This is a genomic window from Zunongwangia sp. L-65 (assembly GCF_056859415.1).
Genome location: NZ_JBSXOK010000059.1, coordinates 158,042 through 182,530 on the forward strand (window position 1 = coordinate 158,042; position 24,489 = coordinate 182,530).

The 24,489-nt window shown below is 36.8% G+C and carries 17 protein-coding genes and 5 tRNA genes; 21 read left to right on the forward strand and 1 reads right to left on the reverse strand.

Features of this window, described 5'->3' with window-relative positions; genetic code table 11:
• Position 1 precedes the first annotated feature (1 nt).
• The 21 genes from AC13DP_RS09900 (at position 2) to rpoC (ending at position 20,324) form a co-directional block, all read left to right on the forward strand.
• On the forward strand, positions 2 to 232 hold the full coding sequence (locus tag AC13DP_RS09900; protein WP_013070646.1) for a PspC family transcriptional regulator: 231 nt from the start codon (positions 2 to 4) through the stop codon (positions 230 to 232).
• Between the two features lie 156 nt (positions 233 to 388).
• Positions 389 to 2,473 (forward strand): amino acid carrier protein, encoded by a 2,085-nt coding sequence (locus AC13DP_RS09905; protein ID WP_041579674.1) that lies wholly within the window; start codon positions 389 to 391, stop codon positions 2,471 to 2,473.
• Positions 2,474 to 2,496: 23 nt separating this feature from the next.
• Positions 2,497 to 3,351, forward strand: a complete 855-nt coding sequence (locus tag AC13DP_RS09910) for a ComEA family DNA-binding protein (RefSeq protein WP_483067723.1) — start codon at positions 2,497 to 2,499, stop codon at positions 3,349 to 3,351.
• Between the two features lie 127 nt (positions 3,352 to 3,478).
• Positions 3,479 to 4,663, forward strand: a complete 1,185-nt coding sequence (locus AC13DP_RS09915) for an acyl-CoA dehydrogenase family protein (protein WP_483067724.1) — start codon at positions 3,479 to 3,481, stop codon at positions 4,661 to 4,663.
• Positions 4,664 to 5,360: 697 nt separating this feature from the next.
• On the forward strand, positions 5,361 to 5,555 hold the full coding sequence (gene rpsU, locus AC13DP_RS09920) for a 30S ribosomal protein S21 (RefSeq protein WP_013070650.1): 195 nt from the start codon (positions 5,361 to 5,363) through the stop codon (positions 5,553 to 5,555).
• A gap of 112 nt (positions 5,556 to 5,667) precedes the next feature.
• A complete protein-coding gene (locus tag AC13DP_RS09925; RefSeq protein ID WP_228251867.1) occupies positions 5,668 to 6,561 on the forward strand; it encodes a tyrosine-type recombinase/integrase in 894 nt (297 codons plus the stop codon).
• 34 nt (positions 6,562 to 6,595) lie between these two features.
• Positions 6,596 to 6,898, forward strand: a complete 303-nt coding sequence (gene hpf / locus AC13DP_RS09930) for a ribosome hibernation-promoting factor, HPF/YfiA family (protein ID WP_013070652.1) — start codon at positions 6,596 to 6,598, stop codon at positions 6,896 to 6,898.
• A 101-nt stretch (positions 6,899 to 6,999) separates the two neighbouring features.
• A tRNA-Thr gene (locus AC13DP_RS09935) sits at positions 7,000 to 7,073 on the forward strand.
• Between the two features lie 193 nt (positions 7,074 to 7,266).
• Positions 7,267 to 7,349 (forward strand) — tRNA-Tyr (locus AC13DP_RS09940).
• A 72-nt stretch (positions 7,350 to 7,421) separates the two neighbouring features.
• Positions 7,422 to 7,494 (forward strand) — tRNA-Gly (locus AC13DP_RS09945).
• A 99-nt stretch (positions 7,495 to 7,593) separates the two neighbouring features.
• Positions 7,594 to 7,665 (forward strand) — tRNA-Thr (locus AC13DP_RS09950).
• 57 nt (positions 7,666 to 7,722) lie between these two features.
• On the forward strand, positions 7,723 to 8,910 hold the full coding sequence (gene tuf / locus AC13DP_RS09955) for an elongation factor Tu (protein WP_228251869.1): 1,188 nt from the start codon (positions 7,723 to 7,725) through the stop codon (positions 8,908 to 8,910).
• 57 nt (positions 8,911 to 8,967) lie between these two features.
• A tRNA-Trp gene (locus AC13DP_RS09960) sits at positions 8,968 to 9,040 on the forward strand.
• Between the two features lie 15 nt (positions 9,041 to 9,055).
• Positions 9,056 to 9,253: a preprotein translocase subunit SecE gene (gene secE, locus AC13DP_RS09965; RefSeq protein WP_013070654.1), complete on the forward strand. Its 198-nt coding sequence runs from the start codon at positions 9,056 to 9,058 to the stop codon at positions 9,251 to 9,253.
• A 7-nt stretch (positions 9,254 to 9,260) separates the two neighbouring features.
• A complete protein-coding gene (nusG, locus tag AC13DP_RS09970; RefSeq protein WP_013070655.1) occupies positions 9,261 to 9,812 on the forward strand; it encodes a transcription termination/antitermination protein NusG in 552 nt (183 codons plus the stop codon).
• A gap of 70 nt (positions 9,813 to 9,882) precedes the next feature.
• Positions 9,883 to 10,320, forward strand: coding sequence for a 50S ribosomal protein L11 (gene rplK / locus AC13DP_RS09975; RefSeq protein ID WP_013070656.1), 438 nt, complete (start codon positions 9,883 to 9,885; stop codon positions 10,318 to 10,320).
• Between the two features lie 19 nt (positions 10,321 to 10,339).
• Positions 10,340 to 11,038: a 50S ribosomal protein L1 gene (rplA, locus tag AC13DP_RS09980; RefSeq protein WP_013070657.1), complete on the forward strand. Its 699-nt coding sequence runs from the start codon at positions 10,340 to 10,342 to the stop codon at positions 11,036 to 11,038.
• A gap of 9 nt (positions 11,039 to 11,047) precedes the next feature.
• Positions 11,048 to 11,569 carry a 50S ribosomal protein L10 gene (rplJ, locus tag AC13DP_RS09985; protein ID WP_013070658.1) on the forward strand — a complete coding sequence of 174 codons (522 nt, stop codon included), beginning with the start codon at positions 11,048 to 11,050 and terminating at the stop codon, positions 11,567 to 11,569.
• A 57-nt stretch (positions 11,570 to 11,626) separates the two neighbouring features.
• Positions 11,627 to 12,004: a 50S ribosomal protein L7/L12 gene (rplL, locus tag AC13DP_RS09990; protein ID WP_013070659.1), complete on the forward strand. Its 378-nt coding sequence runs from the start codon at positions 11,627 to 11,629 to the stop codon at positions 12,002 to 12,004.
• 130 nt (positions 12,005 to 12,134) lie between these two features.
• Positions 12,135 to 15,947, forward strand: a complete 3,813-nt coding sequence (gene rpoB / locus AC13DP_RS09995) for a DNA-directed RNA polymerase subunit beta (protein ID WP_013070660.1) — start codon at positions 12,135 to 12,137, stop codon at positions 15,945 to 15,947.
• A 75-nt stretch (positions 15,948 to 16,022) separates the two neighbouring features.
• Positions 16,023 to 20,324: a DNA-directed RNA polymerase subunit beta' gene (rpoC, locus tag AC13DP_RS10000; protein ID WP_013070661.1), complete on the forward strand. Its 4,302-nt coding sequence runs from the start codon at positions 16,023 to 16,025 to the stop codon at positions 20,322 to 20,324.
• A 269-nt stretch (positions 20,325 to 20,593) separates the two neighbouring features.
• Here the strand turns inward: rpoC and AC13DP_RS10005 are convergent, their stop codons facing one another.
• On the reverse strand, positions 20,594 to 24,118 hold the full coding sequence (locus tag AC13DP_RS10005; RefSeq protein WP_483067725.1) for an SNF2-related protein: 3,525 nt from the start codon (positions 24,116 to 24,118) through the stop codon (positions 20,594 to 20,596).
• Between the last annotated feature and the right edge of the window lie 371 nt (positions 24,119 to 24,489).

Here is a 24,489-nt window from a genome sequence, read left to right on the forward strand (position 1 = left end):
TGTGAGACAAAATTTTTACAACTTAAGATATTATTTAGAACGTAATGGCTTTTACGTTTCTTCTCGCCTTGCCGATAAAATTGGAATGCGGGCAAAAAGTGTAAGACTGTTTTTTATCTATGTAACATTTTTCACTTTCGGGGTAGGTTTTGCAGTATATCTTACATTGGCTTTTTGGTTAAAACTTAAGGATTTGGTATATACTAAAAGAACTTCGGTATTCGATCTTTAGCAAGAATCGTATAAAAAATAGGGGGATAATTAATATTTTTGTTAAGTTTCATTAACAAAACCTTGACATTTTAACGACATAAAATTTGAATTAGCCTATTTTTTTAGCATCTTGCTGAGCGGAAAAAATAAATCTAAATTAAACACTAATCTGTATATGAGAAAGTACTTACTTTCAATGTTATTGCTACTTCCTGTGGCATTACTTCAGGCACAGGAGCTGGAAGTAAAAACAAAAGTCGGAAACCCCACAAATAAAATTAACGACGGATTTATAGACGTTGAAGTAACCGGAGGAACCCCACCTTACACTTATAAATGGTCTAATAAAGAGACTCCGCTTAGTTCTTCAAAAGCTGAAGGGCTAACTGAAGGAGTTCCTTACACTGTAGTTGTTCAGGATAGTGATGGGAATACGGCTACGGTAGAAGCTAAGGTGAAAGCTGAAGCGATTACTGAAAAATTTAATGGAATATTTACGCCAGCTGTTGAGGGATTAACAGCTGTTCTTTTTTGGGACCCTTTTGCAGCGATAGGTATTTATGATCCTATTGTGTACGCTGATGTGAAAAATGTCGAAACTCCGGGTTGGAGTGCAGATGTTCAGGATAAGTTTATGCTAAAAAAATGGCTTATAGCAGAAGGTTCGCATGTAGATAAAGGAGAGCAGATAGCTGTAGTGACCTCTACCAAAGGTGGTGATGTTCCCGTTTATGCAAGTGCTGCTGGTAAATTAAAGTACCTGGTAAAAGAAGGAGGCTCAATTTACGATTTTCAAAATACCGAAGATTTAATTGAGACTGGAGCACATTATCTGGCACAAATAAAATATGATGAGCCGGTAATTCTTACCTATCCAAATGGTGACCCACAATCTCACCCAATACCATTTATTGTGATCTGGTTGATTTTTGGTGCAGCTTTCTTTACGATAAGAATGGGTTTTATTAATATTAGAGGATTTAAGCATTCTTTTGAACTTGCTAGTGGAAAATATGATGATCCAGATGCACCGGGAACGATTACCCATTTCCAGGCCTTAGCGACAGCAGTCTCTGCTACGGTTGGTCTAGGGAATATAGCAGGGGTAGCTGTAGCCGTTTCACTGGGTGGTGCTGGTGCAACTTTTTGGATGATTATTGCCGGTTTACTGGGAATGTCTTCTAAGTTTGTAGAATGTACTCTTGGTGTAAAATATAGACATATTAATTCTGAAGGACGTGTATTTGGAGGGCCTATGAATTATTTACGTTATGGTTTGGAAAAACGTAACATGAAAAGTTTTGGTCGCTTTCTTGCTGGCTTCTTTGCTATTTTAGGTGTAGGAGCTTCTTTTGGAGGAGGTAATATGTTCCAGGCCAACCAGTCTTTTGAGATTTTGTCTGGTCAATTTCCAATGTTAGAAGGAAACGGATTTTGGTTCGGTATTATTTTAGCTGTTCTTGTTGGTGTTGTAATTATTGGAGGAATTAATAGTATTGCAAATGTAACGGGTAAAATTGTTCCCATAATGGCAGCAGTTTATATCATAGGAGCTTTTGTGGTTATTGGAATTAATATTGAAAATATCGGACCGGCATTAACCGCTATTTGGGATGGAGCTTTTAGTCCTTCTGCTTTAAAAGGAGGAGTTATTGGTGTATTGATCGTAGGATTCCAAAGAGCAGCATTCTCTAATGAAGCTGGTGTAGGTTCTGCTGCAATTGCGCATAGTGTGGTAAAAACAAATAATCCTCCTTCTGAAGGCTTTGTGGCATTATTAGAGCCTTTTATAGATACGGTTGTTGTTTGTACATTAACTGCTTTGGTACTGATCTTTACCGGAATGCATGAGGTTGAAGGAGTAGGTGGTACGCAGTTAACATCAGATGCGTTTGCAAGTGTGATCGACTGGTTCCCTTATGTGCTTTCCGTAGCGGTCTTCTTATTTGCTTTTTCAACAATGATTTCTTGGTCGTATTACGGTATGAGAGCCTGGACCTTCCTTTTTGGAAAGAGTACAAAATCAGAACTTATTTATAAAGTATTTTTCTTGGTATTTGTCGTAATTGGAGCTTCCATTAGTCTTGGTGCTGTACTGGATTTCTCTGATATGATGATTTTATCAATGTCTTTCCCTAATATTATTGGTCTTTATATAATGAGTGGAGAGGTTAGAGAGGACCTACGTGAATACTTTAGGAAATTAAAAGCAGGAGAATTATTTACTAAAGACGGTAAGCCAAAGACTACGATGCAATAATAATGTAGTCTAAACATATAAGTATGAAACACTGGAAATCCCATTTCGTTTTCAATAAAAGTGAACGGAATGGGATTTTTGTTTTAATTGCTCTTATTATTATCCTTCAGGTGTTTTATTTTAAGTCTCCTTTTCTATCCCTCGAGGAGGATATTCCCAAAGAAACGAATGCTGAAATTATTCAATTCCAGCATAAATTAGATAGCCTAAAGCAGGTCGATACCGGTAAAGATACTATTTATCCTTTCAATCCTAATTACCTTAAGGACTATCAGGCTTATCGAGTTGGACTGTCTTTAAAAGAGATTGATGCACTATTAGACTTTCAGTCTTCCGGGCAATGGATAAATTCTGCCGAAGATTTTCAGAGGATTACCGGTGTTTCAGACTCGGTTTTGGAGCAATTAATCCCTTATTTTAAATTTTCCGAATGGATTACTGATAACAACAATTCAGTTTCGATAAAACAAACCGCAGTTTTAAAGTTCGATCTAAATTCCGTGGGTGCTTTAGAACTTCAGAAAGTAAAGGGAATAGGAGAGGTACTTTCCAACAGAATAATAAAGTATAGGGAAAGTATTGGCGGTTATAGAAGTTTAATTCAGTTAAAAGATATTTATGGGCTTTCTGACGAGGTTCGGATCGAGCTTTTAAAATATTTAAATGAAATTCCGCCCAATTTCAACAAAAAGAATATCAACACTATTGGAGTTTTAGAGCTTTCAGAGCTTCCCTATTTTAATTATGACCTGGCAAAAGCAATTATAGATTACAGAAACCTTCATGAAGGAATAGATTCAATTGAAGTTTTGTTAAAAATAGAGGATTTCCCGGTCTTAAAAATTGATAGAATTCAATTATATTTAAGTTTTAATTGATATATTGTAAAAAAATACTATATTCTTAATTTTAAGTCCATTTTGTAAGGTAAATCTAAAAATGAATTTAATTTAGCGGTATTTTTTATAGAAATAGATCGACTATTTTTTACATTATTAAGATTAAATGAATTCCATGTATTTTACTGAAGAGCATGCTCTATTCAGAGAGAGTTTTAAAGAGTTTTTACAAAAGGAGGTAGTTCCACACATTGATAAATGGGAAGAGACAGGAACTATAGACCGTTTTATTTGGGAAAAGTTTGGTGAAATGGGGTATTTTGGTTTATATCAGCCAGAGGAATATGGAGGATTAGATCTTGATATATTTTATACCATTATATTCCTGGAGGAGTTACAAAAAATAAACTCAGGAGGTTTTGCTGCGGCAATGTGGGCGCATGCTTATTTAGCAATGACGCATGTTAAAGTAGAAGCCAGTGAAGAACTAAAAGCAAAATATCTTATTCCAAGTATTAGCGGAGAGAAAATAGGTGCCTTATGTGTTACAGAGCCTTTTGGCGGCTCTGATGTTGCTGGAATGAGATCGACTGCAGAAAAAAAAGGAGATACCTATATATTAAACGGTTCGAAAACTTTTATCACTAATGGGGTTTATGCTGATTATTTAGTTGTGGCAGCAAAAACCAGCCCTGAGCTTAAAAGTAAGGGGATGAGTATTTTTATTGTAGATAGAAATGCGAAAGGAGTTTCTGCTTTAAAGTTGAATAAACTCGGGTGGAGAGCTTCAGATACTGGAGAGATTGCTTTTGATAATGTAGAAATCCCGGCCAGTAATATGTTAGGAGAGGAGAATAAAGGTTTTTCATATATTATGCAGCACTTTGCAATGGAGCGATTGATAATGGGGGTAAATGCGCATGCCAGAGCCGAATTTGCCCTGGATTATGCGATTAATTACATGAATGAGCGGGAAGCTTTTGGGAAGAAGATAAATGAATTCCAGGCCTTACGACACAAAATCGCAGATATGGTAAGCGAAGTAACGGTTATCAAAGAGTTTAATTATGCTACTGCCTATAAATTAGGAAAGGGAGAGTATCCGGTGAAAGAAGCTAGCATGTCTAAACTTTTAAGTACCAAAATTGCGGACGAAGTAATCTACGGAAGTCTGCAAATGTTAGGTGGCTACGGTTATATGGAAGACTATCCGCTAGCGAGAATGTTTAGAGATAGCCGACTTGGACCAATAGGCGGTGGCACCTCTGAAATTTTAAGGGAAATTATCGCCAAAATGGTCATAGATAGGAAAGAGTACAAGGCACCGGTGAAGGAGGTGTTTAAATCGTAACCCGTTTTGGCGAAAATGATCCAAAGATTATCGCCAAAATGGTCATAGATAAGAAAGAGTACAAGGCACCGGTGAAGGAGGTATTTAAATCGTAACCCGTTTTGGCGAAAATGATCCAAAGATTATCACCAAAATGGTCATAGATAAGAAAGAGTACAAGGCACCGGTGAAGGAGGTATTTAAATCGTAACCCGTTTTGGCGAAAATGATCCAAAGATTATCGCCAAAATGGTCATAGATAAGAAAGAGTACAAGGCACCGGTGAAGGAGGTGTTTATATGAAAAAGAGTGGAACAGTTTGAAAGTTAAAAGTTCTAAGCGTGAAGGTTTGATTTTGGTTTGAATGAGATTGTTCTTGTCGTTTTCATTTAAAATCTAATAGTCATTGTTTTTTGAGAATGTTACGTTTCACCTTGTACCTTATTTAATCATTATACGTTATACATTTTACATGAGCTGTGCCAGCTGTAGATTCTAAATTGTAAGCTGGCTAAAGTTAAAGGATTTTAATTTTGAAAAGTTTCAGGTTTAAGATTTAAGGTTGAATAATACATAAACTATCCTTTGGTTTTAGAGTGAATAGCCAATAGTTGATTGCTTATTGCTAAAAATTATATTTAATCTTTTAAATAAAGTTGTGAGGAAGTAAAATTAGATTATATTTGCACCCTAATTTTCAAAGAAAGGAGGTGGATCTATGTTAATAATACCAGTAAAAGACGGAGAAAACATTGATAGAGCGCTTAAGCGTTTTAAGCGTAAATTCGATAAAACAGGAACAATGCGTCAGCTAAGAAGTCGTCAGCATTTTACAAAACCGTCTGTAGAACGTAGGGCGCAAGTTCAAAAAGCGCAGTATATTCAGCACCTTAGAGACCAGGAAGATATCTAGTATTTCCTTTCTTTTTTAAGAGTGAATATCGGTAAAGAAGCCCTGCTTCTTTGGTAAAAATATAACTGTTGATAGATAAAGTTTTTTAACTTTGTTTGTCAACAGTTTTTTTATGTCTATTCCGAAATTTAAAGATTATCTTCTTTTAGAGAAGAATTATTCCCTCCATACTCTTAAGGCTTATGAAGCCGATCTTCTCTCATTTCAGGAATTTTTATTGGCTGAATTCGAATGTTCGGATTTAAAGAATGTGGATTATGCCCAAATCCGGAACTGGATTGTTTCTCTATCAGAATCAGGTGTATCTAATAGAAGTATTAATCGTAAGATATCTTCGCTAAAATCCTATTATTATTTTCTGCAAAAAGTAGGGGAGCTGTCTATTTCACCTTTACAAAAACATCGGCCGCTTAAGATGGCAAAAAAGCTGCAGGTGCCATTTTCTAAAGTAGAAGTGGCTACTGTAATTAATGATATTGACACGGATAGTTTTGAAGGGATACGCGATAAAGCGATTATAGAGTTGTTTTATTCGGCAGGTTTAAGGCGAATTGAATTGATAAACCTGGGGATTAATGATCTGGATCTTGCCAGACTGAATATTAAAGTGCTTGGGAAAAGAAATAAAGAAAGATATCTGCCGTTATTAAAGAGTGTAGCGAAGACGATTGAATTGTATATAGAGCAACGAAGCCATATTGTGCCTGATACTGCAAAAACTTCTCGTTTATTTATCTCTTCTAAAGGAGACAAAATGAGTGAAAGTCTTGTTTATAGAATAATAAATACCTATTTTAGTAAGGCGTCGGCTAAAGTAAAGAAAAGTCCTCATATACTTAGACATTCCTTTGCCACGCACTTATTGAATGAAGGGGCAAACTTAAATGCGGTAAAAGAACTCTTAGGTCATTCTAGCCTGGCGGCTACTCAGATCTATACGCATAATAGTATTGCAGAGCTCAAAAATATTCATTCGAAAGCTCACCCTCGTAACAATAAGGACTAGCTTAACCTTTTTGTTTAATTAAATTTTTGAAATTATGAAAGTAAACGTGCAATCTGTAAACTTTAACGCAGATCAGAAGCTGATTGGTTTTATTCAGAAAAAAATGGATAAACTAGAGAATTTCTACAGCAAGGTTATTTTTGCGGATGTTTATCTGAAAGTTCAGAAAACAAGTGATAAGGAAAATAAGATTACAGAAATTTTGCTGAGTATTCCAGGAGGGGATGTTATGGTGAAAAAGACATGTAAAACTTTTGAAGAGTGTGTAGATGAGTGTGTTAACTCATTGCAAAGACAGTTGATTAAACGTAAGGAAAAGTCCAAAGCTTATGCTTAGACAAAAAAATCTCAAAAATATATTTTGAGATCTAAATAATTTATATACATTTGCAGTCCGTTAGAAATAGCGGACTTTTTTATTGTGAAAAGTAAAGTGTTGCCGATGTAGCTCAGCTGGCTAGAGCAGCTGATTTGTAATCAGCAGGTCGTGGGTTCGAGTCCCTCCATCGGCTCTGAAATTTTGAATCTGAAAGCTTTAGTTTGCTTAATTTATTGAAAATTAACAAACTAGAAATTTTTCGAATTTTTTTTGAAAAAAGCTTTGGATGGTGCTGTAAAATTACTTTAATTTGCAGCCGTTTTGATACCATCATAAAGCTGGCCTTCGGGTTGTAGTTCTATGAAATAATGGTATAATAATTTTGAGGGGAGATACTCAAGCGGCCAACGAGGACAGACTGTAAATCTGTTGGTTTTTACCTTCGCAGGTTCGAATCCTGCTCTCCCCACATAAGGAATTCAAGATTTAAAAAGTTAAGATTCGAAATTGAATTTTTAAATATTAAATATTGGATAAATAAGCGGGAGTAGCTCAGTTGGTAGAGCGTCAGCCTTCCAAGCTGAATGTCGCCGGTTCGAACCCGGTCTCCCGCTCAACAAAATTATTAAATGAGATCAATGATATCCGTAAGCTATTATTAGCTTATGGTTTTTGTTGTTTAAAGCAATCGGGTAGCTTAGCTATCCATGTTTGCCGACGTAGCTCAGGGGTAGAGCGCTTCCTTGGTAAGGAAGAGGTCACGAGTTCAATTCTCGTCGTTGGCTCTGGTTTAGTATAAAATTGAACACTAATATATAACTAAGATTAAATAAGTATTAATTATGGCAAAGGAAACTTATGATCGTTCCAAACCGCACTTAAATATAGGTACGATTGGACACGTAGATCACGGAAAAACTACTTTAACAGCAGCTATTACTAAGGTGTTAGCTGACGCTGGATATTCTGAAGCTAGAGCTTTCGATCAAATCGATAACGCTCCTGAGGAAAAAGATAGAGGTATTACCATTAACTCTTCTCACGTAGAGTACGCGACTGCAAACCGTCACTATGCTCACGTTGACTGTCCAGGTCACGCCGATTACGTTAAGAACATGGTAACTGGTGCTGCTCAGATGGACGGTGCTATCCTTGTTGTTGCTGCGACTGATGGTCCTATGCCACAAACTCGTGAGCACATCCTTCTTGGTCGCCAGGTTGGTATCCCAAGAATTGTTGTGTTTTTAAATAAAGTTGACCTTGTAGATGATGAGGAGCTTCTTGAGCTAGTAGAAATGGAAGTTAGAGATTTACTTTCTTTCTATGAGTATGATGGAGATAATGGTCCTGTAATTTCTGGATCTGCTCTTGGTGCTTTAGAAGGTGATGATAAATGGACACAGTCTGTTTTAGATCTTATGGAAGCTGTTGATAGCTGGATTGAATTACCACAGCGTGATGTTGATAAACCATTCTTAATGCCAATCGAGGATGTATTCTCTATTACTGGTCGTGGTACAGTAGCAACTGGACGTATCGAAACTGGTGTAGCTAATACTGGAGATCCTGTAGAGATTATTGGTATGGGTGCTGGTAAATTGACTTCTACAATTACTGGAGTAGAAATGTTCCGTAAAATTCTTGATAGAGGTGAAGCTGGTGATAACGTGGGTCTTTTATTAAGAGGTATCGAGAAAACTCAGATCTCTAGAGGTATGGTAATTACTAAACCTGGATCTGTAACTCCTCATGCTAAGTTTAAGGCAGAGGTTTATATCCTTAAAAAAGAAGAAGGTGGACGTCACACTCCATTCCATAACAACTACCGTCCTCAGTTCTACGTACGTACAACTGATGTAACAGGGACAATTAGTCTTCCTGAAGGAGTAGAGATGGTAATGCCAGGTGATAACCTTACAATTACTGTTGATTTGATTCAGCCTATTGCAATGAATGTTGGTTTACGTTTCGCTATCCGTGAAGGTGGTAGAACTGTAGGTGCTGGTCAGGTAACTGAAATTTTAGACTAATCATAGTTTGAATATATAAGGTATCCTGTGAAGAGCAGGATACCTTCTCTTTATCTTACGGGTTTAGCTCAGTTGGTAGAGCACTGGTCTCCAAAACCAGGTGTCGGGAGTTCGAGCCTCTCAACCCGTGCAAATACTTTAAGGAATGGCAGGAATTGTTAATTATATATCAGAGTCTTATAACGAGTTGAAAAACCATGTTACCTGGACAAGTTGGCCTGAAGCTCAAAGGCTAACAATTCTAGTTGCAGTTTTTTCTATTATTTTTTCTTTAGCTATTTGGGGTGTTGATACTTTATTCAGTACCGTGATTGAGCAATACTTTGAATGGGTAAAATCGTAAACTAGTTATGGCAGAAGTTAAGGATAAGAAATGGTATGTAGTTCGTGCCGTAAGTGGACAAGAAAATAAAGTAAAAGATTATATAGAGCGTGAAATTTCCCATATGGGTATGGAAGACTGGGTGGATCAGGTATTGGTTCCTACAGAAAAGGTTATCCAGATTAGAAACGGGAAGAAGATTAATAAGGAGAGAGTATACTTTCCTGGATATATAATGATTCAGGCCAATTTAGGTGGCGAAATTCCTCATATTATTAAAGGTATTAACGGAGTGATCGGTTTTCTTGGAGAAACAAAAGGTGGTGATCCTGTCCCACTTAGACAGTCTGAAGTTAATCGTATGCTAGGAAAAGTAGATGAGTTATCGGTTAAAACTGATAATGTTGCGATTCCTTTTACTCTTGGGGAAACTATTAAAGTAATTGATGGTCCTTTTAACGGTTTCAATGGAACTGTTGAGAAAATTAATGAAGAAAAGCGTAAGCTTGAAGTTATGGTTAAGATCTTTGGTAGAAAAACACCATTAGAGCTTAGTTATATGCAAGTTGAAAAAATATAATTGTTACAAATTTTTTGATAGTTTTTTATTTGCTTCCACTCTAATAAACTATCTTCTAAAAATGTAAAAAATGGCAAAAGAAGTAAGTAAAGTTGTAAAACTACAAGTTCGCGGAGGTGCTGCTAACCCTTCACCACCAGTTGGACCTGCTTTAGGTGCTGCCGGAGTTAATATCATGGAATTCTGTAAGCAATTCAATGGTAGAACTCAGGATAAACAAGGTAAAGTGCTACCAGTAGCTATTACTGTTTATTCTGATAAATCATTTGATTTTGTTATCAAAACTCCACCAGCAGCAGTACAGCTAATGGAAGCAGCAAAAACAAAAAAGGGTTCAGGAGAGCCTAACAGAAAAAAAGTAGCAAGTGTATCTTGGGATCAAATAAAAGAGATTGCTGAGGATAAAATGCAGGATTTAAATGCATTTACTATCGAATCTGCAATGAAAATGGTCGCTGGTACAGCTCGTTCTATGGGTATAACAGTAAAAGGTGATGCACCGTTTTAATCCAAAAAGAATTTAGAAAATGGCAAAGTTGACTAAAAAACAAAAAGAAGCTCAATCTAAAATCGAAAAGGGTAAAGCCTATACGGTTGCTGAAGCTTCTGCTTTGATCAAAGAAGTTTCTAGCGAGAGCTTTGACGCTTCTGTGGATTTAGCGGTACGTTTAAATGTAGATCCTCGAAAAGCTAACCAAATGGTTAGAGGGGTGGTTACATTACCACACGGGACAGGTAAAGATGTTAAGGTTCTTGCCTTAGTAACTCCAGATAAAGAAGAGGAAGCTAAGAACGCAGGTGCTGATTATGTAGGTCTTGATGAATACCTTGATAAAATTAAAGGTGGTTGGACAGATGTAGATGTGATCATCACTATGCCTAGTGTTATGGGTAAATTAGGACCCTTAGGACGTGTTTTAGGTCCTAGAGGTTTAATGCCTAACCCTAAAACCGGAACTGTGACTATGGATATCGCTAAAGCAGTATCTGATGTGAAGGCTGGTAAAATCGATTTTAAAGTTGATAAAACCGGTATCGTTCACGCTGGTATAGGAAAAGTATCTTTTAATCCAGATAAAATAGCCGGTAACGCAAGAGAATTATTAACGACGCTTGTAAAACTGAAACCTCAGGCAGCTAAAGGTGTATACATTAAAAGTATCCACATGTCCAGTACAATGGGGCCTGGTGTAGCAATAGATACAAAAAGGTTTACTGAGCAATAATAAGGTATTATGACAAGAGAAGAAAAATCAAAAGTAATAGAAGATTTAACTGCCCAGTTAGCTGATACTTCAACTATCTATATTGCAGATATCTCAGGTTTGGATGCCGGAACAACCTCTAATTTACGTAGAGCTTGTTTTAAAGCTAATGTAAAACTTGCGGTAGTTAAGAATACGTTACTAACTAAAGCAATGGAAGCCTCTGATAAAGATTTTGGAGATCTTCCAACAACTTTAAAAGGTAACACCTCTATAATGATTGCTGAAACTGGTAATGCGCCAGCTAAAGTAATTAAAGAATTCAGAAAGAAAAACGAGAAGCCTGTTCTTAAAGGAGCTTTTATTGATGAAGCAATTTATGTTGGAGATGAGTATTTAGAAGCTCTTTCTAATATTAAGTCTAAAGAAGAGGTTGTTGGAGATATCATTGGATTACTTCAATCTCCTGCTAAAAACGTTGTTTCTGCACTTAAATCAAGTGGAGGCAAACTTGCAGGGATACTTAAAACTCTTTCAGAAAAAGAGGACTAGTATAGTACGCACTTTTTAATAAATATAACTTTTACAAAAATTTTAAAACGATAGAAAATGGCAGATTTAAAAGAATTCGCAGAACAATTAGTTAACTTAACAGTTAAAGAAGTAAACGAGTTAGCTGATATATTAAAAGAAGAGTATGGTATTGAGCCTGCTGCTGCAGCTGTAGCTGTTGCTGGTGGAGCTGCTGCTGGTGGTGAGGAAGCTGCTGAAGAGCAAACTGAATTTGATGTAATTCTTAAAGCTCCAGGTGGATCTAAATTAGCAGTTGTAAAACTAGTAAAAGAATTAACAGGTCTTGGACTTAAAGATGCTAAGGAATTAGTAGATGGAGCTCCAAAAGCAGTTAAAGAAGGAGTTTCTAAAGATGAAGCTGAAGCTTTAAAATCTCAATTAGAAGAAGCAGGAGCTGAGGTTGAGCTTAAATAAGCTTGACGAGAGCAATATTATTTAGGTTTAGGCCTCAGGATACGCTCCTGAAGGTCTAAACCCTTTTGCGTATATGGAGCTAATGCTTTTTTCGCAAGCAATTTTTATATAAATTATAATCCGTCCATTGATGTTAGCAAAGCAAACTGAAAGATTTAGTTTCTCTTCTGTAAAGAACAGACCTGACTATCCAGATTTTTTGGATATTCAGATCAAATCTTTCCAGGATTTCTTTCAATTAGAAACAAAATCAGAAGAGCGGGGAAATGAAGGCCTTTATAACACCTTCCTTGAAAACTTCCCAATTACGGATACCCGTAACCAATTTGTATTAGAATTTTTAGATTATTTTGTAGACCCACCAAGATATTCTATTCAAGAGTGTATTGAGCGTGGTCTTACATATAGTGTACCTTTAAAAGCAAGGTTGAAACTATATTGTACAGATCCAGAACATGAGGATTTTGAAACTATCGTACAGGATGTTTATCTAGGGACAATTCCTTATATGACCCCTAGTGGGACTTTTTGTATTAATGGTGCAGAGCGTGTTGTAGTTTCTCAGCTTCACCGTTCTCCGGGAGTATTCTTTGGACAATCTTTCCATGCAAATGGAACAAAATTATATTCTGCCAGAGTAATTCCTTTTAAAGGTTCCTGGATAGAATTTGCTACCGATATTAATAGCGTTATGTATGCTTATATCGATAGAAAGAAAAAATTACCTGTAACCACTCTTTTCCGCGCAATTGGATTTGAGCGCGATAAAGATATTCTTGAAATTTTTGATCTTGCTGAAGAAGTAAAAGTTTCAAAAACAGGTCTTAAGAAAGTTTTAGGTAGAAAGTTAGCGGCTCGTGTGCTTAACACATGGTACGAAGATTTCGTAGATGAAGATACTGGTGAAGTTGTTTCTATCGAGCGTAACGAGATTGTTTTAGATCGTGATACCGAATTAGATAAGGATCATATAGAAGAAATTCTTGAAACAGGAACCAAAACAATTCTTCTTCATAAAGAAGACAATTCTACCGGTGATTATGCGATTATACATAATACACTACAGAAGGATCCAACAAACTCTGAAAAGGAGGCGGTTGAACATATCTACCGTCAATTACGTAATGCTGAACCGCCAGATGAGGAAACTGCACGTGGAATAATCGACAAATTATTCTTCTCAGATCAGCGTTATAGTTTAGGAGAAGTTGGTCGTTATAGAATGAACAAAAAACTTGGTCTTGATGTAGCTATGGATAAGCAGGTGCTTACCAAAGAAGATATCATTACCATTGTAAAATATTTAATTGAGCTAATTAACTCTAAGGCAGAGATCGATGATATTGATCACTTATCTAACCGTCGTGTTAGAACTGTTGGAGAACAGTTATCTCAGCAATTTGGTGTTGGTTTAGCCCGTATGGCTCGTACGATTCGTGAAAGAATGAACGTTCGTGACAACGAGGTGTTTACGCCTATCGATTTGATCAATGCGAAGACACTTTCTTCTGTGATCAACTCATTCTTTGGTACCAACCAGTTGTCTCAGTTTATGGATCAAACGAACCCATTGGCTGAGATTACTCATAAACGTCGTCTTTCTGCATTAGGACCTGGTGGTCTTTCCAGAGAGCGTGCTGGTTTCGAGGTTCGTGACGTTCACTATACTCATTACGGAAGATTATGTCCTATTGAGACTCCTGAAGGTCCTAACATTGGTCTTATTTCTTCACTTTCAGTTTATGCGAAAGTTAATGGAATGGGATTCATTGAAACACCTTATAGAACCGTAGAGGATGGAAAGATTAATATTTCTGAAGAGCCTATTTATTTAAGTGCAGAAGAAGAAGAAGGAAAGAAAATTGCCCAGGCAAACATTCCATTAGGAGATGACGGAACTATTGATACCGATAAGGTAATTGCACGTATGGAAGGTGACTTCCCGGTTGTGGATCCTAAAGAGGTACATTATACCGATGTTGCTCCAAACCAGATTTCATCAATTTCTGCGTCTTTAATTCCTTTCTTGGAACACGATGATGCGAACCGTGCGTTGATGGGATCTAACATGATGCGTCAGGCAGTTCCTTTATTAAGAGCAGACTCTCCAATCGTAGGAACTGGATTGGAAAGACAAGTGGCTACAGATTCTCGTGTATTGATTAATGCGGAAGGAGAAGGAGAAGTAGAATACGTAGACGCACAAAAGATAACAATTAAATACGATCGTACTGAAGAAGAAAGAATGGTAAGTTTCGATTCAGATTCTAAAACTTACGATCTTATTAAATTCCGTAAAACGAACCAGGGAACTTCAATCAACCTTAAACCAATTGTTAGTGTAGGAGATAGAGTAACTAAAGGTCAGGTATTATGTCAGGGTTATGCAACCGATAAAGGAGAACTTGCTCTTGGACGTAATATGAAAGTTGCCTTTATGCCCTGGAAAGGATATAACTTCGAGGATGCGATTGTAATTTCAGAGAAAGTTGTAAGAGACGATATCTTTACATCTATTCATATTGATGAGTATTCATTAGAAGTTCGTGATACTAAATTAGGTAACGAAGAGCTTACTAACGATATACCTAATGTTTCAGAGGATGCTACTAAGGATCTTGATGAGCATGGTATGATTAGAATTGGTGCTGAAGTGAAGCCGGGAGATATTCTTATTGGTAAGATCACTCCTAAAGGGGAAAGTGATCCTACGCCAGAAGAAAAACTTCTTAGAGCGATCTTTGGTGATAAAGCGGGAGACGTTAAAGACGCTTCTTTAAAAGCTTCACCATCATTAAGTGGTGTGGTAATTAACAAGAAGTTATTTGCCCGTGCAATTAAAGATAAGCGTAAGAGAGCACAAGATAAAGAAGATGTTGCTGTTTTAGAGAAAAAGTACGAAGCGAAGTTTGCTGTGCTTAAATCTCAGTTAGTAGATAAATTATTTGCTATCGTAGGTGGAAAAACAGCTCAGGGTGTACAAAATGATCTTGGAGAAGAGGTACTTCCAAAAGGTAAGAAGTATACCTTAAAGATGTTAAACTCTGTTGATGATTATACGCATCTTACTCAGGGTACCTGGACTACAGATGATCATACCAACGCGCTTGTAGCAGATCTTCTTCATAATTATAAAATTAAAGAGAACGACCTTCAGGGTAATTTAAGAAGAGAGAAGTTTACAATCTCTGTAGGGGATGAGCTTCCATCTGGAATCTTAAAACTGGCTAAAGTTTACATTGCTAAGAAACGTAAGCTTAAAGTAGGGGATAAGATGGCAGGACGTCACGGTAACAAAGGTATCGTTGCTCGTATTGTTCGTCAGGAAGATATGCCATTCTTAGATGACGGAACTCCTGTTGATATTGTATTGAACCCACTTGGGGTACCTTCTCGTATGAACATTGGTCAGATTTATGAAACTGTTCTTGGATGGGCAGGTCAGAAATTAGGGAAAAAGTATGCAACTCCAATTTTCGATGGTGCATCTTTAGACAAGATCAATGAGTTAACGGACGAAGCAGGAATTCCACGTTTTGGTCATACATATTTATTTGATGGTGGTACCGGTGAGCGTTTTGATCAGAGAGCGACAGTAGGTGTAATTTATATGCTGAAATTAGGTCACATGATCGATGATAAAATGCACGCTCGTTCTATTGGGCCATACTCCCTTATTACTCAGCAACCACTTGGTGGTAAAGCTCAGTTTGGAGGTCAGCGTTTTGGTGAGATGGAGGTTTGGGCTCTTGAAGCATACGGTGCTTCAAGTACCTTAAGAGAAATCTTAACCGTAAAATCTGATGACGTGATAGGAAGGGCTAAGACTTACGAAAGTATCGTTAAAGGAGAGCCTATGCCAGAACCAGGATTACCAGAATCTTTCAATGTATTAATGCATGAATTGAAAGGTCTTGGACTGGATTTAAAATTAGAAGAATAAAACACTGTTTTTCGGAGCGGTATAGCCGCTCCGAATTTTCAGTATTTTCACAATAATTAGATAGCAGCATTTATTATGGCTAGAAATAATGATAAGAATACAGTACAGAGATTTAATCAAATCTCTATCGGTTTAGCTTCTCCCGAGTCTATCCTCGCAGAATCTCGTGGCGAAGTTCTTAAACCGGAAACTATCAATTATCGTACGCACAAACCTGAGCGTGACGGATTGTTCTGTGAGCGTATTTTTGGTCCTGTGAAGGATTACGAATGTGCCTGTGGAAAATATAAAAGAATACGTTACAAAGGAATCGTGTGTGACCGTTGTGGTGTAGAGGTAACAGAAAAGAAAGTTCGTAGAGACCGTGTTGGGCACATCAATTTGGTAGTTCCTGTAGCTCATATCTGGTATTTCCGTTCGTTACCCAATAAAATTGGGTATTTACTAGGGCTTCCTTCTAAGAAATTAGATATGATTATTTACTACGAGAGATACGTGGTAATTCAGCCTGGTAATGCAAAAAATGAGAATGGAGATCCTTTAAAGAAAATGGATTTCTTAACTGAAGAAGAGTATCTTAATATTTTAGACGAACTTCCTCAGGAAAATCAATATTTAGAAGACAGCGACCCAAACAAGTTTATCGCAAAAATGGGAGCTGAATGTCTTATTGAAATTCTTAGAAGAATTGACTTAAATGAACTTTCATACGAATTAAGACATAAAGCAAATAACGAAACTTCTAAACAACGTAAAACAGAGGCTTTAAAGCGTCTTCAGGTTGTAGAAGCACTTCGTGACGCGAATAAAAACCGTGAGAATTTACCAGAGTGGATGATAATGAAAGTTATCCCGGTAATTCCACCAGAATTAAGACCTCTTGTGCCTTTGGACGGTGGTCGTTTTGCTACTTCAGATCTTAACGATCTTTATAGAAGGGTAATTATTCGTAACAACCGTTTGAAGCGTCTAATGGAAATTAAAGCTCCTGAAGTAATCTTACGTAACGAAAAGCGTATGCTTCAGGAATCTGTAGATTCCTTATTCGATAATACAAGAAAATCCTCAGCAGTAAAAACGGATTCTAACCGTCCGCTTAAATCCCTTTCGGATTCCTTAAAAGGTAAGCAGGGACGTTTCCGTCAAAACTTACTTGGTAAGCGTGTGGATTATTCAGCACGTTCTGTAATCGTTGTGGGACCAGAACTTAAAATGTTCGAATGTGGTCTTCCAAAGAATATGGCGGCAGAGCTTTACAAGCCTTTTGTAATTAGAAAATTAATCGAAAGAGGAATTGTAAAAACAGTAAAATCTGCGAAAAAGATTATAGATAAAAAAGAGCCGGTGGTATGGGATATCTTAGAAAATGTTCTTAAAGGACATCCTGTATTACTAAACCGTGCTCCTACGCTTCACCGTCTTGGTATCCAGGCATTCCAGCCTAAACTTATCGAGGGGAAAGCGATACAATTACACCCATTGGCCTGTACGGCTTTTAATGCCGACTTTGATGGGGATCAGATGGCAGTGCATTTACCACTTGGGCCAGAGGCTATTTTAGAGGCACAATTATTAATGTTGGCCTCTCATAACATCCTTAACCCTGCAAATGGTTCGCCAATTACAGTACCTTCTCAGGATATGGTTCTTGGTCTGTATTATATGACCAAGCTTAAGCGATCTACAGATGAAGAGCCTGTTTTAGGTGAAGGCTTAACTTTCTATTCAGCTGAAGAGGTGGTTATTGCTTATAACCAGAAGAGAGTAGATCTTAACGCTCCTATTAAAATTAGAGCAAAAGATTACAATGAAGAAGGAAAGTTAGTATACCAGATTATAGAATCTACGGTAGGTAGAGTGTTGTTTAACGAAACGGTACCAGAAGTAGCGGGATATATTAATGAGGTACTTACTAAAAAATCACTTCGTGAAATTATTGGTAAGATTCTTAAATTAACCAGTGTTCCTGAAACTTCAGAATTCCTTGATAAGATTAAATCTCTTGGATATGGATTCGCATTCCGCGGTGGGTTATCTTTCAGTTTAGGTGATATTATTATCCCTGCTGAAAAACAAACGATGATCGATGAGGCAAATGAGCAGGTAGAAGGGATCATAGGTAACTATAACATGGGTCTTATTACCAATAACGAGCGTTATAACCAGGTAATTGACATTTGGACTTCAACAAATGCCGGCCTTACCGAATTAGCGATGAAGCGAATTCGTGAAGATAAGCAAGGATTTAACTCGGTGTTCATGATGCTTGATTCTGGAGCTCGTGGATCTAAAGAGCAGATTCGTCAGCTTACCGGTATGCGTGGTCTTATGGCGAAACCTAAAAAATCGAACTCTGGTGGAGGTGAGATTATCGAAAACCCAATTCTTTCTAACTTTAAAGAAGGTCTTTCGATTCTTGAATACTTTATCTCTACTCACGGTGCTCGTAAAGGTCTTGCGGATACCGCACTTAAAACGGCAGATGCGGGTTATTTAACTCGTCGTTTGGTGGATGTTTCTCAGGACGTTATCGTAAACGAAGAAGACTGTGGAACATTAAGAGGGGTAGAAGTTAGACCGCTTAAAAAGAACGAAGAGATTGTTGAGTCTCTTGGAGAAAGAATTTTAGGGCGTATTTCTTTAAATGATGTATATAATCCAACTACAGACGAGTTGATCGTAGAAGCTGGAGCAGAAATCACTGAAGAAATCGTTGAAATTATAGAGAATGCACCAATCGAAAGTGTAGAAGTGCGTTCACCACTTACCTGTGAAGCGAAGAAGGGAATTTGTGTAAAATGTTACGGTCGTAACCTTGCAACAAATAAACTTGTTCAAAGAGGGGAAGCTGTAGGTGTTGTAGCTGCTCAGTCTATTGGGGAGCCTGGTACACAGCTTACACTTCGTACCTTCCACGTAGGAGGTATTGCAGGAAACATTTCAGAAGAGAACAAACTAATTACCAAGTTTGATGGTGTTGCTGAAATTGATGATCTAAAAGTTGTAAAAGGTGAAGCTCCGGATGGTAGCACCTCAGACATCGTAATTTCACGTACTGCAGAGATTAAGGTTAAGGATAAGAAGACAGGTGTTGTTTTAAGTACAAACAACATTCCTTACGGTTCTGAAATCTTTATCGAAGATGGGGTGGAAATCGCTAAAGGAACTACAGTATGTCAGTGGGATCCTTATAACGGTGTGATTATCTCTGAATTTGCGGGTAAGATAAAATACGAAAACGTAGAACAGGGAGTTACTTATCAGGTTGAGATTGATGAGCAAACAGGATTCCAGGAAAAAGTAATTTCTGAATCCCGTAATAAAAAGCTTATCCCAACATTGCATATTTTAGGTAAGAAAGACGAAGTTATTCGTTCTTATAACCTACCGGTAGGTGCTCACCTTATGGTAGACAATGCTGAAAAAATTGGTGTTGGTAAGATTTTAGTGAAGATTCCTCGTAAATCATCTAAAGCTGGTGATATTACCGGTGGTCTTCCTAGGGTAACCGAGCTTTTTGAAGCGCGTAATCCATCTAATCCAGCTGTAGTTTCAGAAATTGATGGTGTTGTTTCATTTGGTAAAATAAAACGTGGTAACCGCGAAATTATCGTTGAGTCTAAATTTGGTGAGATTAAAAAGTATTTAGTAAAGCTTTCTAACCAGATCTTAGTACAGGAAAATGATTACGTTCGTGCAGGTATGCCACTTTCTGACGGTTCTATAACTCCAGAAGATATCCTTAACATTAAAGGACCAAATGCAGTACAGCAGTATCTTGTAAACGAAGTACAGGAAGTTTATAGACTACAAGGGGTGAAGATTAATGATAAGCACTTTGAGGTTGTAGTACGTCAGATGATGCGTAAAGTAAGAATCGTTGATCCAGGAGATACTATCTTCTTAGAAAACCAATTAGTTCATAAATCAGACTTTATTGAAGAGAATGATAAGATCTTCGGAATGAAGGTTATCGAAGATGCTGGTGAATCAGAAAACCTTAAACCAGGACAAATTGTATCGCTAAGAGAGCTAAGAGACGAAAATTCTCAGCTTCGTAGAGAAGACAAAAACCTGGCTTCCGCAAGAGACGTTGTTGCAGCAACTGCAACTCCGGTTCTTCAGGGTATTACCAGAGCATCGCTTCAAACCAAGTCATTTATCTCTGCGGCATCCTTCCAGGAAACTACTAAGGTGTTGAACGAAGCTGCGGTAAGCGGTAAGATCGATTCTTTAGAAGGACTTAAGGAGAATGTAATTGTTGGTCATAGAATTCCAGCAGGTACAGGTATGCGTAAATATGATAGTATCATCGTAGGTTCTAAAGAAGAATTTGACGAAATGCTAGAGAAAAAGCAGGAAGTTAATTATAACTAAAGAGTAATAAGAAATCACTTATTTCTATTATAAGAAAAACCTCACAGTCTCCACTGTGAGGTTTTTTATTTTTGATAATCCAGAAGAATCCCATCTAGAGATAGTGATTGTCTAAAAAATATTTAAAAATTTATATTCTGAATTCATTCGCAAGCTCATCCTCCTAATCAATCACCTATAGTAGTAGAACCTGAAAACAAATTATGGTTGACGAAAATTATTTTTATAGGTATCTTCTAATAACTCAATATGTTCATTTTTGAGGTAAATTACACAAGATTCATTAGATCGGTTTTGTTTAGTTGTTTAAAGAAACCGGAGTCAGTATGGATAATATCCTCGGCTAACTTTCTTTTACGATCTTGTAATTCTAGTATTTTTTCTTCTATACTATTTGTGCAAATCATACGTAGGGCAATTACTTTATTGATTTGTCCAATCCGGTAAGCCCTGTCAATCGCCTGATTTTCTACTGCCGGGTTCCACCATGGATCTACGATGAAAACATATTCTGCTTCGGTTAAATTTAATCCTGTTCCACCGGCTTTTAAACTAATAAGAAATATCCTGACTTCTTCATCTTCCTGAAAGGATGCAATTTCTTTTTGGCGATTCCGTGTTTGGCCTGTTAAAAAGGCATATTTAATACCTTCCCTATGCAGCCGTTCTTTTATAAGGTTCAGCATTCCCACAAATTGGGAGAAAATAAGTATTTTATGTTCCCTGTATATTTGTAGTACCTGATCGATCAGCTCGTCCAGCTTAGCGGATTCTTCACCATAATACTCATTGTCCGAAAGTAAAGCCGGACTGTTACAGATTTGTCGCAGTTTTGTTAATCCCTGTAAAATATGCATACTGGAGTTTTTTAGGTCGTCATCATTTTTACTTTCCAGATAGTCCTGAAATTCTTTTTTATAGGTGTCGTAAACTCGGCGCTGCTCTTTTCCCATCTCACAATAGACCACTATTTCTGTTTTTTCAGGCAATTCGGTTGCAACTTCTTTTTTGGTGCGCCTTAAAATAAATGGTTTTATTTTTTGCTGAAGTTCTCTTGCCCGGGCCTCATCTTGAAATTTATCGATAGGGGTAGAGTAATCTGCAGCAAATTGTCTGGCGTTCCCAAATAATCCCGGCACGGCAAAGGAAAGCTGAGCATATAAATCGAATGTATTATTTTCTATTGGGGTGCCCGTGGCAACGATGCGTTGTCTGGCCTTTAATAACCTAGCCGCTTTATAGCGTTTTGAAGCTGGATTTTTAATAGCTTGAGATTCGTCTAGCACGATAATATTAAAATTAATTTCCCTTAGAATTTTTATATCGTTTAGCATAATACCGTAAGAAGTAATAAGCAGGGCGTAATTTTCAAATGCAATCTCTTTAGTGTTACGGTCAATTCCATAAATGATTGTATACTTTAAGTGGGGGGCGAATTTCATGATTTCTATTTCCCAGTTATGTAATAACGAAGTTGGCACCACTACCAGGTTAGGCCTTTTATTTCCTTTTTCTAGCTGTAAAAGAAAATAGGTCAGTATTTGGATGGTTTTTCCTAATCCCATATCATCTGCAAGGCACCCTCCAAATCCAAATTCATCTAAAAAGTTTAGCCAGTTTAAGCCTTCTTTCTGGTAATCTCGTAAATTAGCTTTTAATTTTTTTGGTGTTTTTACGTTTGCTATGGAATGAAAATCTGCTAACTTTTCACGGTAACTTTCCAATTCTATTTTTACTTCAGGAGAGAGAGTTTCTTTTTCGAACATCTCGTCTAAAAATGAAAATTGTGATTTAGGGGCGCGTATGGAATCGGCTTTTATTTCTCCTGATCTAAAATATCTGCTAAACTTTTCGATCCATTCGTTAGGTAAAAATCCCTTTGTGCCATCGCCCAGTAATACAAATCTTTTTTTATTAACCACAGATTTACGAATTTCTTTGAGGCTTACCTCTTGGTTGCCAAAGGTAATATCGGTGTGGATATCAAACCAATCAATACCAGAGCTTACAGAAGCTTGTACTTTTATTTTGTGTGGGTTTAGGCTATTGTTTTTTAACTGTTTAAAACCCAAAATGGTATAGCCAAGATCACGCCAAGCCTCAAATGCATTAACAAACCATCCTTCTTCCAGAAATTCCTGTTTGTGCAAATAATAAAACTCTGTTTGGGGGGCATCTTCGAAAGAATGGTGTTGCGTCTGTATATTTCTTTTAAACTTATTTTCTTGGGGCACATCACGCTCTATTACATACATTTTCCCGTTGTCATCTTCTGCATACATATTTTGTCTCGAAAGAATGGGAGTCTCTATTTCACCGTAACAAATTACCGGGGTGATCAGTATATAGTCATCAGCTTCAGAAAGATATATTTTTTGTTCGGTAACCTGATCCAGCGCTTGCTCACGTATCAAATTTTTGGGTGCTTTTTTGATAAAACTGTATTCCACACTTAAGATATGCTCTAGCGGATCCAGAAATCCTTTCTTGAAATCGGCGAAATTTTGGGCGGGTAAAAAAATATCATGTTTATTTTTACTGAAAAACGTAAATAGTTTTTGAAGTAATGGTCCTTTTAAGAGATAAAAATTATCTGCTATTTGGATATAGTTCCCTATTTGTTTTAAATCGGTAGAATAATGCGTTTCGCCTTTTATGATGAATCTTAATTTTAATGAATAAAAGCCTTCCTTTTTTGTGACGCTCACCGTACTTTGTAGCTCTTCCATAAAAAACTTAACAAGCTTTATTTTTCCCGGAGTAATTTTTTCTTCACGCCAGCTGGATTCATAGTAATAAAATGGTAAGTCCAATGGATTTTTAAGTATGGCCAGGTGGTCGTTAAAAGATAAGGATTCATCCTGTTGTTCAAACAGCATAGTCATAAATAAGAATTCCTCTGGCGTAGAAAGACTTTTAGATTTTTCTTTTAAATTTACGGCTCTTATGGGGGACTTCATCTTACCGTTTTTTGATAATGGAGCTTCCATTAACTTAAATTGTAATCCATAATCCATATAATTTTCAGCCAATATAAATTCCTGCTTGGTTGTAGATGACATAGTTTTTGGGACCTCAAAATCAGGGAGTAAGTTTCTTTTTAAATTTGAAAGCTCTGAAGGAGAAAGTGATAAAAAACTATACTTTGGTTTAATAAATAGCCTGTCGTAGGAAAGTGAAATTTGATAAATATCGTCCAGATCTTGTATTTTTTCTAATCCATCTTTATTTGCTTGGTTTTTTAAATATTGAAAACGAAGCTTTTCATCAAAAGGCAATTGAAATATTTCTTGATTAATGATTCTTAGCAAAATAGTGCGAAGATGCTCGCAAATTAGGGTAGGGGATCTATTGGAGCAACTACATTCTAAATGTAAGGCATCTTTATTTTGAACAATATGAAGATGAAAATCTTTGATGTAGGAGTATTTGATTTTGGCAATAAATTTATTAGGGGTCATCTGCGCTTCAATAATTTCTAAATTTTGCCACAAGTTTTTTCCGGTTTTTACACAGATGGTTTCAATATCTAAATTTGTTAATTGTAGTAGGTGCTGATGCGAAATAATATAGGTTTTTCCTTCTTGCTTGAGATCAATCCGGGGATCTGGCTTATTACTGTTAGGGGCAATTTCAGGTAAATGATAGCCTTGCTGTAACAGTTTATCAGCTTTTACCAGCACATGTACGATATGTTTACAATAACCACTTTGGTCGTAAGGGCATGAACATTTGGCAGCAATGACCTCATTAGGATTAAACTCTATAAATACTTCATACTGGCGTGAGCCCATTACTCTTGCTTTAATTTCATAATTGCTACATTCTAAAGATGCTATTGTGGAGTCAGTATACCTTATTCTCGTTTTTAAAGTTGTATTATGATTGATGAAAGTTTGGAAGGGTTTAAAGTTCAGTTGCATATCACAGTATGGTCTCTTTAGTATAAAAATTTTTATTACAACCTCAATTCTAAATAAATGCTGCCTAAAAATTAAAGATTAATGTAGCCGAAAATATTTTGAAAATGGTTCTCGGCTAAATTTAAAAAGCCATTTCAACATATAAAACAAAAAGTAAAATGGTTTCGAGGGATTTTTCGTAATTTAGTTTTTCTTAAAGAATACCAAAATCACGTCATCGCCTATCATTGCGTAAGAACGTA